Origin of the sequence: Micromonospora cathayae (assembly GCF_028993575.1) — a bacterium.
In the GTDB taxonomy this organism is placed as follows: Bacteria; Actinomycetota; Actinomycetes; order Mycobacteriales; family Micromonosporaceae; genus Micromonospora; species Micromonospora cathayae.
Genome location: NZ_CP118615.1, coordinates 5614351 through 5628146, shown reverse-complemented (window position 1 = coordinate 5628146; position 13796 = coordinate 5614351). Strand labels below are relative to the sequence as shown.

Below are 13796 nucleotides of genomic sequence, written 5' to 3'. Positions count from 1 at the left end.
ACCGCATGCGGGCAACCTTCACCCAGGAGCAACTGGAGATCGGCAAGACCGTCGGCGCCCTCGCGGCGGCCGAGGGCGTCACGGCCCGGACCGTCCTGTCCGGCCGGTGGCAGGCCCCGGCCTGCGACGGGCCGCTGCTGCGCGACTTCGGGCTGCTCGGCGTGCCCGAGGCGGCCGGGGGAGTGGGGTCGGGTCTGATCGACCTGCTGGTCGCCGTCGAGGCGCTCGGCGCGCGGCTGGTCCCGAGCCGCTTCCCGGCGCACGCCGCCGCCGTCCAGCTGCTCTGCGGCGACGGCGGGCGCGCCGCGCCGCTCCCCGACGACCTGCTCGACGGCCGGCGGGTGCTCACCCCGGCGGTCGACGTACCGGGGGCCGCCGGCTGGGCCGACCGGGTGCCGACCGACCCGCTGGCCCGGACGCTGGTGCCGTACGCGGAGCAGGCGGACGGCCTGGTCGTGCTCGGGCCGGCCGGGGTCTGGACCGCCGCGCCGGCGCAGGTCACCGCGCGTCGCTCGTTCGACCCGTCGGTCCCGCTGGCCGACGTCGTGCTGTCCACCCCGGACGGGGTCGCCCCGGCGGGTAGCGGGCCGCAGCGCGCCACCCTGGTGGTCGCCGCCGAGCTGTGCGGCGTCGCGCAGGGGGCGATCGACCTGGCCGCCGAGCAGGCCCGCACCCGCCGGCAGTTCGACCGGGTGATCGGCTCGTTCCAGGGGGTGGCGTTCCCGCTCGCCGAGGCCGTCACGGCCCGCAAGGCCGCCTGGGACCTGACCCTGTACGCCGCGTGGGCGGTCGACAACGACCGTCCGGACGCCGAGATCCAGGTGCACGCCGCCAAGGCGGCTGCCGGCCGGGCGGCCATCTTTGCCGCCGAGCGGTGCATCCAGATCCACGGCGGGATGGGTATCACCATGGAGGCGGACCCGCACCTGTTCCTGCGGCGGGCGTTCGTGCTGGACGCCCGGTGCGGGCGGGGCTCGTGGCACCGTCGCCGGACCGGCGAGCTGCGGGTGCGGGCACGCCGGTCCTAACCGTCCTGAGCTGCGAAAACCTTGCGTGGTACCAGCCAGGGCAGTAACATACCGGCTGGTCGGAATAATGAGGAGAGGCCGTGAAGTTCGGAATCATGAACCTGTTCCCGGTGGCCGACGGCGCATCGGACCACCAGGTGCTCCGCGAGACTCTCGACGAGATCCAACTGGCCGACGAACTCGGCTTCGACTCGATCTGGCTGGCCGAACACCACTTCTCGAAGTACGGCATCCTGGGTAGCCCGCTGAACTTCGGCATGGCCGTCGCCGAGCGCACCACCCGGATCACCATCGGCACCGCCGTCCTGGTGCTGCCGCTGCACCACCCGCTGCGGCTGGCCGAGGACATCGCCGCCCTCGACGTGCTCAGCGGCGGCCGGGCCACCATCGGTGTCGGGCGCGGCTACCAGCCCGCCGAGTTCGCCGGCTTCGGCGTACCGCTCGCCGAGTCCAAGGTCCGCTACCAGGAGACCCTGGACATCCTGCGGCTGGCGCTGTCCCAGGAGAACTTCTCCTACCACGGGCAGATCTTCCAGTACGACAACGTCACGACCTACCCCCGGCCGTTCACCCCCGGTGGCCCGCCGATCCTGCAGGGCACCGTCAGCCCGGACAGCTTCCGGGAACGCGGCGCGCGCGGCGAGTCGATCATCACCTCGCCGAACTTCACGCCGTTGGGCATCATGCAGAAGAACTTCAGCCTCTACCGGCAGAGCATGCGGGACAACGGGTTCGACATCACCACCTACGACCTGCCGTTCATGCAGCAGGTCTGGTGCGGCGACGGCGACGAGGGCCTCCGCACGGCAGCCCAGGCCGCGCTGAACTACTACAAGTCGGTCGGCAAGGTCATCCCCGGCTCGGAAGAGGCCATGGAACAGGAGCGGGCCTACTACGCGGCGGTGGCGAAGAACATCGAACTGCTCACCCTCGAACAGACCCTCACCCACGGCGGGAACTTCGGCTCCGCGCAACGGGTCATCGAGACCATCGAGATGCTGCGTGAACAGCTCGGCATCAACCACTACATCGGCTGGCTGCGGATCCCGTCACTGGACCGCCGGGCCGCGCTGAAGTCGATGGAGGAGTTCGCCACCAAGGTCATCCCGCACTTCCGCGCCCAGGACAGCGCCGCCGGTCCGGCCGGCGACGGCACCGGCGACCGGGTGACCGTGCCGCCCGCCGAGGCGGTCGTCGGGTGAGGATCAGCTGCTTCCTGAGCGCCCAGTTCGACCCGTCGGCCTCCGCCGTCGACGGCATCGACGGTGTGCTGGCGCAGGCGGTCGCCGCCGAGGCGGCCGGCTTCCACGCCGTCTACCTCGGACACCACTACCTGGCCCGGTCGGCGTTCGTCCAACCGGTCCCGCTGGCCGGGTACCTCGCCCACGCCACCTCGCGGGTCCGCATCGGCTTCGGCGTCCTGCTCGCCCCGCTGCTGAACCCGATCGCCCTCGCCGAGGACCTCGCCGCCCTCGACGTGCTGTCGCGCGGCCGGCTGACCGTGGGCATCGGCGCCGGCTACCGCAAACGCGAGACCGCCGCCTTCGGGGTCGCCTGGGACGACCGGCTGCGCCGGCTGCGTGAGTACGTGCCGACGCTGCGGGCGCTGTGGAACGGCGAGACGGTCGACCTGGCCGGCACCTGGGGCGAGGTCCCGAACGCCTCGCTGGCGCTGCGCCCGGTGCAACCCGGCGGCCCGCCGCTGTGGATCGGCGCGTTCGCCGAACCCGCCATCCGCCGGGCCGCCCGGCTGGACGCCCCGTGGCTGATCGGCCCCAAGGGCAACGACGAGGAACTCGCCCGGCTGCTCGGTGTCTACCGCGCGGTGCTGGCCGAGCACGGCTTCGACCTGGACCGGGAGTACCCGATGAGCCGCGAGGCGTACCTGGGCGACAGCTACCCGGCGGCCGTCGCGGCCGTCCGCCCGCACCTGCAACGCCAGTACGCGGGCTACAAGTCGTGGGACGACGCCCAGTCCCTGGACCTGGACCGGTACCTGGCCGAGGACTGCCTGGTCGGCTCGGCGGACGAGATCGTCGCCAAGCTCCGCCGCTGGGAGACCGAACTCGGCATCACCGAGGTCTCGCTGCGGCACCAGTTCGTCGGCGCGGGACAGGACGAGGCCATGGAACAGCTCGCCCGCTTCGGCGCGGAGGTCATCCCCCGGGTCAGTGCCCCGGCGACCGTCGGCGAGGTGTCCCGATGACCGCCGACAACCTGGCCCGCATCCTCCAGGGCCGGTGCGCCGACCGCCCTGCCGTACCGGGCCTGTACGGCGAGGACGGCCGGTCGTGGACCTTCGACCAGATCGACCTGCTGGCCGGTGGGGTCGCCGCCGCGCTGCGTGCCGAGGGCGTCGGCGCCGGTGACCGGGTCGCCTGCTACCTGACCAACGGCCCCGAGATCGTGTTCTTCCTGTTCGGCGCGTGGAAGGTCGGGGCGGTGCCGGTCACCGTCAGCAGCCTCTACAACGCCGCCGAACTCGCCGAGTCGGTGGCGAAGACCAATCCCCGGCTGCTGCTGGTCGACGGCCGCCGCCCCGACGTGGTCACCGAGTTCCTCACCTCCTCCTCCGCCGCCGGGTCCGCCGCCGGTCCGGTCGCGGTCCGGTCCGTGCTGGGCACGGTCCCCGGGGTGCCGTCGCTGCCCTGGCAGCGCGAGGTCCGGGTGCCGGCGGTCGACGTCGCGCCGGAGGCCGAGGCGTGCATCCTGTTCACCGGCGGCACCACCGGACGACCGAAGGCGGTCAGCGTCACCCACGGCGGGACCCGCGAGTCGCTGATGCGGCTGGCCCGGGTCAGCACCGGCACCGACGCCGAGGGCACCGCCGCACCCGACGCCGCCCCGAACCTGATCGCCCTGCCGCTGTTCCACAGCGGCGGTCAGCACTCGCTGCTGTTCGCGTTCTTCGTCGGCCGGGCCGCGGTGGTGTGGGAACGCTTCGGGGTGGACCGGCTCGCCGACCTGATGGACCGGTTCGCCTTCGACAACCTGTTCCTGCTGCCGACGATGGTCTTCGACATCGTGCACGCCGAACGGGACCTCCCGTTCGAGCGGGTCAAGTCGGTGCTGGTGGCCGGGCAGGCGATCTCCTGGCCGGTACGCCGCGCCTTCGAAGAGCGGTACCGGGTCCCCATCCTGGTCAACTACGGCTCCACCGAGGCCGGCCACATCGCCGGCTGGACCGGCCGGGACATGAAGGCCGGCCGCTGGAAGCCAGGGTCGGCCGGTCGGGTCTACCCGGGCGTGGAACTGGAGATCCGGGACGACGCCGGCACCGCCCTGCCCACCGGCGCGGAGGGCGAGGTGGTGGTCCGCTCCGCGCTGACCCGGGGGTACGTCGACGACGCCGAGGCGTCCCGGGACCTGGTCCGCGACGGCTGGGTGCACACCGGCGACATCGGGTACGTCGACGCCGACGGCGTGCTGTTCCTGGTCGGCCGCAAACGCGACATGATCAAGTGCGGTGGTTTCCAGGTGTGGCCGGAGGAGATCGAGGACGAGCTGCGCGCCCACCCGCTGGTCCGGGACGTCCGGGTGCTCGGCCGACCCGACGAGCGGCTGGGCGAGATCCCGGTGGCGCTGGTCGTCCGGGAGACCGACGACGCGGTCACCGACGCCGACCTGGCCGACCGGATCGTCGCGTACGCCCGGGACCGGCTCGCGCACTTCAAGACACCCCGGCGGATCGAGTTCGTGCCCGCCCTGGAACGCAGCAGCACCGGCAAGATCAGCCGCGTGGCGGCACCCCTGCCGGAGGCGGGCAAGACCAGCCGCGTCGCGGCCCCCGGGCCGGAGGCCGACGGGACCAGCCGCGTGGCGGCGCTGTCATCGGAGGGAGGGGAGCGGTCATGAAGTTCGGCATCATGGCGTCCCACCAGTACCCGCACGGCGACGACCTCGGCCGGCACCTGAACGACCTGTTCGGCACCGTCGAACTCGCCGCCGAGCTGGGCTACGACTCGGTGTGGACGATCAACCACTTCCAGTCGAACCTGGCCACCCCGCAGCCGATCTCGATGCTGGCCAGCCTGATCCCGCGCTCCGGCGACATGCTGCTCGGCACCGGCATCCTGCTGCTGCCGATGTTCCACCCGGTGCACGTCGCCGAGGAGTTCGCCACCCTGGACCACCTCTCCGGCGGGCGGGTGGTGCTCGGGGTCGGCGCCGGCTACCGGGACAACGAGTTCGCCGCCTTCGGTATCGACCCGGAGGCCCGGTTCCGTCGCTTCGACGAGAGCCTGCGGCTGATCCGGGCGCTGTGGAGCGGCGAACCGGTCACCCACCACGGCGAGTTCTACCCGCAGACCGACGCCACCATCGGGGTCCGGCCGTTGACCCCGGGCGGCCCGCCGATCTGGATCGGCGCCGGCGGCAAGAAGGCGGTCCGTCGGGCGGCCCGGCTCGGCGACGCCTGGTACGCGCCGGGCAACTCGCCGAGCCGCCGGTTCCTGCCCGAGCACCTGGCCGTCTACAACGACGCGCTGGCCGAGTACGGCCGCGACCCGGCGTCGGTGCAGCGCCCCGTCGGGGTGGAGCTGTACTGCGCGCCGACCACCGAACGGGCCGTGGACGAGGCGCTGCCGCACGCCCGACGCGAGTACTCCACCTACGCCGAGTACCCGGCGCTGCGCTGGCAACGGGACCGGTTCGACGAACTGGTCCGCAACACCCTGCTGCTGGGCTCGCCGGAGTTCCTGATCGAACGGATCTCCGCCCTACGTGACCTCGGCTTCGACCACCTCATCTTCCGTCCCGGGTGGTTGGGCATGCCCACCGAGCAGGTCCGCGCCTCGCTCCGCCTGTTCGCCACCGAAGTGATCCCCGCCTTCCGCACCACCTGACCACCTAAGGATCCGCCGTGAAGAAGACCGAAGCCGAGCTGCTGGCCGACCAGTGGGACGTCGAGAACATGGAGGTCGACCCCGAGGCCCTCGCCAGGTACGTCCGGTACGACGTCGACGAGGACCGGGCCGTCGCCACCATCACCTTCGACCGCCCGGACCGGCTCAACGCCATCCCGGTGGCCGCCTTCGAACGGGTCGGTGACCTGGTCCGGGAGGCCGAGGCCGACGACCGGGTCAAGGTCATCGTGTTCAAGGGGGAGGGCGAGCACTTCGGCACCGGCGCGGACGCCGCCGAACTCGGCCACTACATCGGCTACAAGACCGGTACGGACAAGGCGTCCCGGCGGCGGCCGGCGCAGCGGCAGCGCATCCTGCCCGACCGCAACGTGCTCAGCTCCGGCTTCACCCGCCCGATCATCGAGTCGCTGAAGGCGACCATCTGCCAGGTGCAGGGCTACTGCTACGGCGGCCACTTCCAGATCGCCCTGTCGGCGGACATCGTCATCGCCAGCCCGGACGCCCGGTTCACCCACCCGGCGTTCCGGTACCTCGGCCCCGCCCCGCAGGACATGTACCACTGGATCGAGAAGGTCGGCCTGACCACCATGAAGGACGTCATGCTGACCATGCGGGCGATCGGCGCGGAGGAGGGCGAGCGCAAGGGCCTGGTCACCAAGGTCGTCCCGCGCGAGGAACTCCAGCGTTGGGTGGACGACTACGCCGACGCGATCGCGGTCATGCCGCTGGACTCGCTGATGATGGGCAAGTCGATGATGCAGATCGTGATGGAGGCCCGGGGCAAGGGCCTGGGCGCGATGACCGGCTGGGTCGGGCACGGCTGGGCCACCAACGTCAGCTTCGACGAGGGCGACTGGAACTTCCTCAAGGAGCGCCGGGAGAAGGGCATCCGGCAGGCCCTGGAGGACCGGGACCGGCTGGTCGCGCCGTACTTCCGGCTCAGCGACACCCGCTCGCGGGAAGAGTAGGCCCCGCGGTGCGGTTCGGCATCCTCCTCGACCACCAGTACCCGCCCGGCGACGACCTGCGGCGACGCCTCGACGAGACGGTCGAGTACGTGCAGCACGTCCGGGACCTGGGCTACGACTCGGTGTTCGGCATCCACCACTACCTGTCGTCGCTGAGCACCCCGCAGCCGCTGCCGCTGCTGAGCCGGCTGGTCGACCACTCCGGCACCATGCAACTGGGCACCGGCATCCTGATCCTGCCGCTCGGGCACCCGGTGCACTGGGCCGAGGAGATCGCCACCATCGACCAGATGTCCGGCGGCCGGTTCGTGCTCGGCATCGGCTCCGGCTACCGGGACGTCGAGTTCGCCTCGTTCGGCATCGACCGGCGGACCCGGGTGTCCCGGATGAACGAGGCGCTGGCGGTGATGCAGCGGCTCTGGACCGGCGAGACCGTGCACCACGAGGGGAAACACTTCGCCCTGGACGGGGTGCGGTGCAGCGTGCTGCCGGTGCAGCGTCCGCACCCGCCGGTCTGGGTCGGCGCGAACGGCCCGACCGGCATCGCCCGGATCGCCCGGCAGGGGCTGCCCTGGCTGGCCCCGTCGAACGTGCGCCGCAACTGGGCGGTCGGCAACCTGGCCGACTACCGCGAGCAGCGCCGGGCGGCCGGTTTCGACGAGCAGGACGCGGTCTTCCCGATCCACCGGGACCTGTGCGTCGCCGACTCGGCCGAGGACGCCCACGCCATCGCCGGGGACGCGGTCCGCCGCTCCTACGGCGAGTACGTGCAGTACGGCATGGACTTCTTCGAGTCGCAGTGGGACGCCATCAAGGAGAAGGCGCTGTTCTTCGGCTCACCCGACGACATCGCCGCGAAGATCCAGGACTTCGCCGACGCCGGCTACAACCACTTCGTCTTCCGGGCCCAGTGGCTGGGCCTGCCGATCGAACGGTCCATCGAGATCGTCGAGCGGTTCGCCCGCGAGGTCATGCCGAGGTTCCGCCGATGAGGATCGGACACGTCATCGTCCCGGCCGACGACCTGGACGCCCAGCTCGCCTTCTACACCGCCCTCGGGCTGACCGTGCGGTTCCGCGACGGGGACCGGTACGCCGCGCTCACCGACGGCACGGTCACCGTCGGCCTCGCCGACGGCAGCCAGCAGCCCGTCGCCGGCCGGACCCTGCTCAGCGTCCAGGTGGACGACCTGGACGCCTGCGTCGCCGGGCTGGTCGCGGCCGGGGCCACCGCCGGCCCGCCGACCACCGGGCCGCACGAGCGGCGCGTCGTGGTCGTCGACCCGGGCGGCAACCCCCTCGTCGTGTACGAGCGGCTGCCGTGACCGCCGTCCGGGTGGAGCGGGACGGGGCCACCGCGACCGTACGGCTGCACCGCCCCGACGCCGGCAACGCCCTCGACCTGGCGGTGAAGTCGGCGCTGCTGGACGCGCTGCGCGAGGTCGCCGCCGACGACGCGGTCCGGGCCGTGCTGCTCACCGGCAGCGGCCCGGCCTTCTGCGTCGGCCAGGACCTGCGGGAACTCGACGCGGCCCTGCGGACCGACCCGGCCGGCGCGGCGGACACCGTCGAGGCGCACTACAACCCGATCACGGTGCTGCTGGCGACGATGCCCAAACCGGTCGTCGCGGCGGTCAACGGCACCTGCGTCGGGGCCGGTCTCGGCTTCGCGCTCGCCTGCGACCTCCAGGTCTGGTCGGCCACGGCGACCCTGTCCACCGCGTTCACCCGGGTCGGCCTGACCTGTGACTCGGGTCTGTCGGCCACCCTGGTCCGGGCGGTCGGTCCGGCCCGCGCGGCGGCGCTGGTGCTGCTCGCCGAGCCGTTCACCGTCGAACAGGCGGTCGGCTGGGGCTTCGCCGGTGAGGTGGTCGCCCCGGCGGACGTCGAACCCACCGCCCGCGCGCTGGCCGACCGGCTCGCCGCCGGACCGACCCGGGCGTACGCGGCGTCGAAGCGGCTGCTGGCCGAGTCGGCCTGGCGTCCGCTGGTGGACACGCTGCGGGCCGAGGCCACCGAGCAGGCCGCGCTGGCCGTGAGCCGCGACCACCCGGCCGGGGTGGCGGCGTTCCTGGCCCGCGAGACCCCCACCTTCACCGGCCACTGACCACTGACCACTGACCGTGGCCGGTGCCGGACCCCCGGCCGGCTGCCGGCAGGTTCCGGACCCCGGCCGGGTCGGACGTCGCCCGGACCGGGTGCCGGCCGGGCCCAGAGCAGCCCGTCCCGCGAGTCGGCCGGGCCGAGAGAGGACACACCAGCATGCCCATCAGCGAGGCCCTGCGGGGCCGGACCGTCGCCGTACTCGGTGGAACCGGCCCGCAGGGCCGGGGACTGGCCCGGCGCTTCGCGGCGGCCGGACTCGACGTCGTGCTCGGCTCCCGGGACGCCGACCGGGCCGCCCGGACAGCCGAGGCCCTGCCCGGCCGGGTCCGCGGCGCGACCAACGCCGAGGCCGCCGCGGCCGGCGACATCGTGGTGGTCGCCGTCCCCTGGGACGGCCACGCCGAACTGCTCACCGAACTCGCCCCGGCGCTGGCCGGGAAGATCGTGGTGGACTGCGTGAACCCGCTGGGCTTCGACAAGCAGGGCGCGTACGCGCTCACCGTGGCCGAGGGCTCCGCCGCCCAGCAGGCCGCCGCCATCCTGACCGGCTCGACGGTGGTCGGCGCGTTCCACAACGTCTCCGCCGTCCTGCTGGAGGACCCGGACCTGGACACCGTCGACACCGACGTGCTGGTGCTCGGGGACGACCGTACGGCCACCGACCTGGTCCAGGACCTCGCCGCCGCCATCCCCGGGGTCCGGGGCATCTACGGCGGGCGGCTGCGCAACGCCCACCAGGTCGAGGCGTTCACCGCCAACCTCATCTCGGTCAACCGCCGCTACAAGGCCCACGCCGGCCTGCGGATCACCGACGTGTGACCCGTTCCCGGCACGAAGGAGCATCAGCATGGACCTCGCCCGTACCGCCGCCATCGTCACCGGTGCCGCCTCCGGCCTCGGCGCGGCCACCGCCACCGCGCTCGCCGACCGGGGGGCCACCGTGTACGGATTCGACCTGCGGCCCGCCATCGACGCCGCCGGCGACCCACCGGCCGGGGTGGAGTACGTCGAGGTCGACGTCACCGACCCGGCCGCGGTCCGGACGGCGGTCGCCCGCGCGGCCGGTGGCGCGGAACCGCTGCGGACCGTGGTGAACTGCGCCGGGATCGCGCCGTCGCAGCGCGTCCTGGGCCGGCGCGGCGGCCACGACCTCGACCTGTACGCCAAGGTCGTGCAGGTCAACCTGGTCGGCACGTTCACCGTGCTGTCGTTGGCCGCCGAACGGATCGCGGAGACCGCCCCGGACGGCCAGGGCCAGCGGGGCGTGATCGTGAACACCGCCTCGGTCGCCGCCTACGAGGGCCAGGTCGGTCAGGCGGCCTACGCGTCGTCCAAGGGCGGGATCGTCGCGCTCACCCTGCCCGCCGCCCGGGACCTCGCCCAGTACGGCATCCGGGTGATGGCGGTCGCGCCGGGCATCATGGGCACGCCGATGATGCAGACCGTGTCGGAGGAGTACCGGGCCGGCCTGGCCGCCGGGGTGCCGTTCCCCAGCCGGTTCGGCGAGCCGGGGGAGTACGCCCGGCTGGTGCTGGCCATCGTGGACAACGACTACCTCAACGGTGAGGTCGTCCGCCTCGACGGCGCGCTGCGGATGCCGCCCCGCTGAACCGCCCGCCCGGTGCCCCTCCCGCCCATTGGAGGGGCACCGGTCCCCGCGTTCCTCAGAAGTCGTCGGGGGTGCGGATGCGGTCGCGGACCCAGACGCCGGCCGGCTTGAGGCGGGTGGTGCCGCCGAACTGGCCGGTGCCGCAGGTGCCGGTGGTGAAGACCGCGCCGGAACGGAAGTCGTCGGAGAAGTTCCAGTTCACCCAGCTGATCCTCTTGGCGGCCATCAGGTCGAGGTACCGCTGGGCCATGGTGAAGTCGTTCGCGCCGTCGCCGGAGTAGTCCTGGGTGCCGAACTCGGTGACGAACAGCGGCAGCCGGTCGGCGGCCCGGGCGAAGGTGTCGTAGTACAGGCTGCCGTGCGAGGCGGCGTAGAAGTGGAAGACGTACATCAGGTTGCCGCCGGTGACCGGGTTCGCGACGATCGTGTCGACCCCGCCGCCGCTGCCGGAGACCCCGAGCGAGGACCAGTCCGGCGTACCGACCAGCACGACGGCCTCCGGGTCCCGGCTGCGGATCACCGGGATCACCTGGTCGGCGTAGCTCTTGATGGTTCCCCAGGCGACCCCGTTGGGTTCGTTGGCGATCTCGTACAGCACGTTGACCTTGTCCTTGTGCCGGTCGGCGATCTCGGCGAAGAAGGTACGCGCCCGGGTCAGGTTGTGGTTCGGGTCGCCGGGGCTGAGCATGTGCCAGTCGACGATGGCGTACATGCCCCGGGCGGTGGCCAGCTCGATGTAGTTGTGCACCAGGTCGGTGAAGCGGCGCGGGTCGGTCTCGTAGCCGCCCTCCTGGACGTACATCGAGATGCGCAGCACGTCCGCGTTCCACTCCCGGGCGAGCACGTCCAGCGAGGCCGGGGTGGCGCAGTTGGCGTACCACTGGAGACCGTGCGTGCTCATGCCGCGCAACTGGACCGCCTTGCCGTCGCGGTTGCAGAGCTGCCGGCCGCACACCCGGAGCTGGCCGTTGGCCGCGACCGGCGTGCTGGCGGTCGGCGGCGGCGTGGTGGGTGGCGGCGTGGTCGGCGGTGGGGTGGTGGTCGGCGGTGGGGTGGTCGGTGGGGTGCCGCCGCCGCAGGGCTGGCCGTTGAGGGTGCAGCCGGTCGGCGTGCCGGAGCCGTTGCCGATGAAACCGAAGGTCACCGAGGTGCCCGGGGCGACCGTGCCGTTCCAGGACCGGTTGGTGAAGGTGTGGTGCTGTCCGCTGCTGGTCAGCAGCGCGTCCCAGTAGGAGCCGACGGTGGTGCCGGTGGGCAGGTCGAACTCCAGCCGCCAGGAGCTGATCGTGGTGGTGCCGGAGTTGGTGATGGTGTAGCTGCCCTCCCAGCCGGAACCCCAGTCGTTGACCTTGCTGAAGCTCGCGGTCGGGGTGGCCGCCGCCTCGGCGGTGCGGGACGGGGCGAACGGCACCAGTGCCGCCGCCGCGATGAGGCCGGCCAACAGGATCGGTCTGCCGCGAAGCCGCACGGGTACCTCCGGGGGACGAGGAAGTAAATCTACGTTCATCGAACCATAAACAAAGTTAAGTATCGGGGCAACGGGAACCGGGACCAGCCGTGTTCAGGTTGGCGGCTGTGCGGCTGCGCGGCGCTGGCGGGCTGATTCGTAGAGCACGACGGTCGCGGCGGCCGCCGCGTTCAGGGAGCTGGCGGCCCCGGACATCGGAACCCGGACGAGCTGGTCGCAGGCCGCACGCCAGCCGACGCTGAGACCGGTGGTCTCGTTGCCGATCAGGGTCAGTGTGGGTTGCGTGAAGTCGTACTCGGCGGCATCCAGTGCGCCCTGCTCGTCGGCACCGACGATGGCGATGCCGACGCCGTCGGCGCGCACGTCGGCTACCCAGGACAGCACGGCCTGGTGTGAGGGCGCCCGGACCACGGGCAGAGCGAACAGCGAGCCGGTGCTCGCCCGCACCGCCTTCGGGTCGTACACGTCGGCAGCATGGCCGGTGACGATGACACCGGACGCGCCGAAGGCGTCTGCGGACCGGATGAGCGTCCCGATGTTGCCAGGGCTGGTGGGCCGGTCGAACACGACGGTGAGCATGGTCGGCCCGGCCGGGATGCGGCACAGGTCGTCCTCCGGCAGCGCGACCACGGCCAGCAGCTCCGGCACCGTGTCCGACTTGCCGCCCAGCTCACACATCAGTTCACCGGAGACGGCGTACCTCTCGGCCCGGACGGTGTCCAGGGCTTCGCGTGCCCAGCCGGACAGCTGGACGTCGGCGGCGTAGAGCAGCTCCCGGACCTGCCAGCCGTGTTCGATGGCCATGGCGATCGGGCGCACGCCCTGCACGAGGAACTCGCCGCGACGCTGCCGCTTGGTCCGATTGCGGAGCAGAGCCTCCCACTGCTGGAATCGCGCGTTGCGGCCGGTCACCCGCACCCTCACCGTTGTCCTCGCCTTCCTCGTACCGCAGGATCGGGGGTGTCCTGCCCGAGTCCTCGGCGAATCGCGACCTCCACGGGAGAGTACGCACCATCGGCCCGCTCCAGTTCGTACGGCGCGGCCGGCATCAGTGGCGGCTGGGCCATGAAGCGCGGCCGCGTCCCGTGGTGCGGTTGCGCCGCGTGCACCAAGAACGGATGGCAGAGGAAGACATCACCCGGGGACCCGGTGGCCAGCGCGAGTGGCCGGTGGTCGGACGCCGCCACCAACTCGGGCGCGAGGTCCAGCCCGCTCGCCCCGTCCTCCCCGTACTTCTCCAGCACCTTCGGCACGTCGAGGTGTGAGCCGACCCGGATCCGGGTCGGGGCGTCCTCCGGACCGACCTCGCTGAACAGGAACAGCATCAGCAGCGCCCGGCCCCGGGAGCGAACATTCGTGAAGTACCAGTTCGCACCCTCCGGCAGGTAGCTGCCCTCGATGTGCCAGCCCGCGTCGTCCGGCTCATCCTCGTGCGGGAAGCGCAACGGGAACGTGCCCAGTGAGTAGCGCGGCTCCCAGCGTCCCGCGCCGACGAGCAGGTCGTACGCGTGATGGAGGAACGGCGAGTTGGGTGCGGCGGCGAACGGCCCCTGTGCCAGGCCGGGCACCCAGTGCACGGGCTGCGTCCAGGTGGCCGGGTCGTCCGGGTCGCAGCCGGTCTCCCGCCACAGCAGCCGCGCGCAGTCTGCGGCCACCCGCGGTGCGACGGCGCCCGCCAACTTCACGAAGCCGTCGCGGAGGAACCGGGATACCAGTGTCGTGTCGTCCATGCCCCCATCGTGGGGCGGCACCG

At 72.4% G+C, this 13796-nt stretch carries 14 protein-coding genes; 11 read left to right on the top strand and 3 right to left on the bottom strand.

All coding sequences use genetic code 11. The features are described 5' to 3' along the window. Window positions 1-5 precede the first annotated feature (5 nt). From PVK37_RS24865 to PVK37_RS24815, 11 genes are all read left to right on the top strand, one after another. Window positions 6-1028: an acyl-CoA dehydrogenase family protein gene (locus PVK37_RS24865; protein WP_275030227.1), complete on the top strand. Its 1023-nt coding sequence runs from the start codon at window positions 6-8 to the stop codon at window positions 1026-1028. An 80-nt stretch (window positions 1029-1108) separates the two neighbouring features. Beyond that, the gene (locus PVK37_RS24860) at window positions 1109-2230 is read left to right on the top strand and encodes an LLM class flavin-dependent oxidoreductase (protein ID WP_275030226.1); all 1122 of its coding nucleotides are present in this window, start codon (window positions 1109-1111) and stop codon (window positions 2228-2230) included. After that, window positions 2227-3234 (top strand): LLM class flavin-dependent oxidoreductase, encoded by a 1008-nt coding sequence (locus PVK37_RS24855; protein WP_275030225.1) that lies wholly within the window; start codon window positions 2227-2229, stop codon window positions 3232-3234. The genes PVK37_RS24860 and PVK37_RS24855 overlap by 4 nt, the downstream gene beginning before the upstream one ends. Continuing rightward, entirely contained in the window at window positions 3231-4883 is a 1653-nt protein-coding gene (locus PVK37_RS24850) for a class I adenylate-forming enzyme family protein (protein ID WP_275030224.1), read from the top strand. The genes PVK37_RS24855 and PVK37_RS24850 overlap by 4 nt, the downstream gene beginning before the upstream one ends. After that, window positions 4880-5872, top strand: coding sequence for an LLM class flavin-dependent oxidoreductase (locus PVK37_RS24845; RefSeq protein ID WP_275030223.1), 993 nt, complete (start codon window positions 4880-4882; stop codon window positions 5870-5872). Before PVK37_RS24850 ends, PVK37_RS24845 begins: the two co-directional genes overlap by 4 nt. 17 nt (window positions 5873-5889) lie before the next feature. Further along, entirely contained in the window at window positions 5890-6861 is a 972-nt protein-coding gene (locus PVK37_RS24840) for an enoyl-CoA hydratase/isomerase family protein (protein ID WP_275030222.1), read from the top strand. A gap of 8 nt (window positions 6862-6869) precedes the next feature. Further along, entirely contained in the window at window positions 6870-7853 is a 984-nt protein-coding gene (locus PVK37_RS24835) for an LLM class flavin-dependent oxidoreductase (RefSeq protein WP_275030221.1), read from the top strand. Then, window positions 7850-8185, top strand: coding sequence for a VOC family protein (locus tag PVK37_RS24830; protein WP_275030220.1), 336 nt, complete (start codon window positions 7850-7852; stop codon window positions 8183-8185). Before PVK37_RS24835 ends, PVK37_RS24830 begins: the two co-directional genes overlap by 4 nt. Beyond that, window positions 8182-8967 (top strand): enoyl-CoA hydratase/isomerase family protein, encoded by a 786-nt coding sequence (locus PVK37_RS24825; protein WP_275030219.1) that lies wholly within the window; start codon window positions 8182-8184, stop codon window positions 8965-8967. Before PVK37_RS24830 ends, PVK37_RS24825 begins: the two co-directional genes overlap by 4 nt. A gap of 155 nt (window positions 8968-9122) precedes the next feature. Beyond that, window positions 9123-9785, top strand: coding sequence for an NADPH-dependent F420 reductase (gene npdG / locus PVK37_RS24820; protein ID WP_275030218.1), 663 nt, complete (start codon window positions 9123-9125; stop codon window positions 9783-9785). A gap of 28 nt (window positions 9786-9813) precedes the next feature. Further along, on the top strand, window positions 9814-10575 hold the full coding sequence (locus PVK37_RS24815) for an SDR family NAD(P)-dependent oxidoreductase (protein WP_275030217.1): 762 nt from the start codon (window positions 9814-9816) through the stop codon (window positions 10573-10575). A 55-nt stretch (window positions 10576-10630) separates the two neighbouring features. Here PVK37_RS24815 and PVK37_RS24810 read toward each other — a convergent pair whose 3' ends face one another. From PVK37_RS24810 to PVK37_RS24800, 3 genes are all read right to left on the bottom strand, one after another. After that, on the bottom strand, window positions 10631-12022 hold the full coding sequence (locus tag PVK37_RS24810) for a cellulase family glycosylhydrolase (protein ID WP_423791111.1): 1392 nt from the start codon (window positions 12020-12022) through the stop codon (window positions 10631-10633). Between the two features lie 114 nt (window positions 12023-12136). After that, window positions 12137-12967, bottom strand: a complete 831-nt coding sequence (locus PVK37_RS24805) for a TrmH family RNA methyltransferase (protein WP_275030215.1) — start codon at window positions 12965-12967, stop codon at window positions 12137-12139. Beyond that, a complete protein-coding gene (locus PVK37_RS24800; protein WP_275030214.1) occupies window positions 12964-13773 on the bottom strand; it encodes a phytanoyl-CoA dioxygenase family protein in 810 nt (269 codons plus the stop codon). Before PVK37_RS24800 ends, PVK37_RS24805 begins: the two co-directional genes overlap by 4 nt. Window positions 13774-13796 lie beyond the last annotated feature (23 nt).

Bases quoted from the DNA above. Each gene is read 5' to 3' on its own strand.
- npdG (WP_275030218.1), top strand. From the start codon at position 9,123: ATGCCCATCAGCGAGGCCCTGCGGGGCCGGACCGTCGCCGTACTCGGT.
- PVK37_RS24865 (WP_275030227.1), top strand. From the start codon at position 6: ATGCGGGCAACCTTCACCCAGGAGCAACTGGAGATCGGCAAGACCGTC.
- PVK37_RS24815 (WP_275030217.1), top strand. From the start codon at position 9,814: ATGGACCTCGCCCGTACCGCCGCCATCGTCACCGGTGCCGCCTCCGGC.
- PVK37_RS24800 (WP_275030214.1), bottom strand. From the start codon at position 13,773: ATGGACGACACGACACTGGTATCCCGGTTCCTCCGCGACGGCTTCGTG.
- PVK37_RS24850 (WP_275030224.1), top strand. From the start codon at position 3,231: ATGACCGCCGACAACCTGGCCCGCATCCTCCAGGGCCGGTGCGCCGAC.
- PVK37_RS24830 (WP_275030220.1), top strand. From the start codon at position 7,850: ATGAGGATCGGACACGTCATCGTCCCGGCCGACGACCTGGACGCCCAG.
- PVK37_RS24845 (WP_275030223.1), top strand. From the start codon at position 4,880: ATGAAGTTCGGCATCATGGCGTCCCACCAGTACCCGCACGGCGACGAC.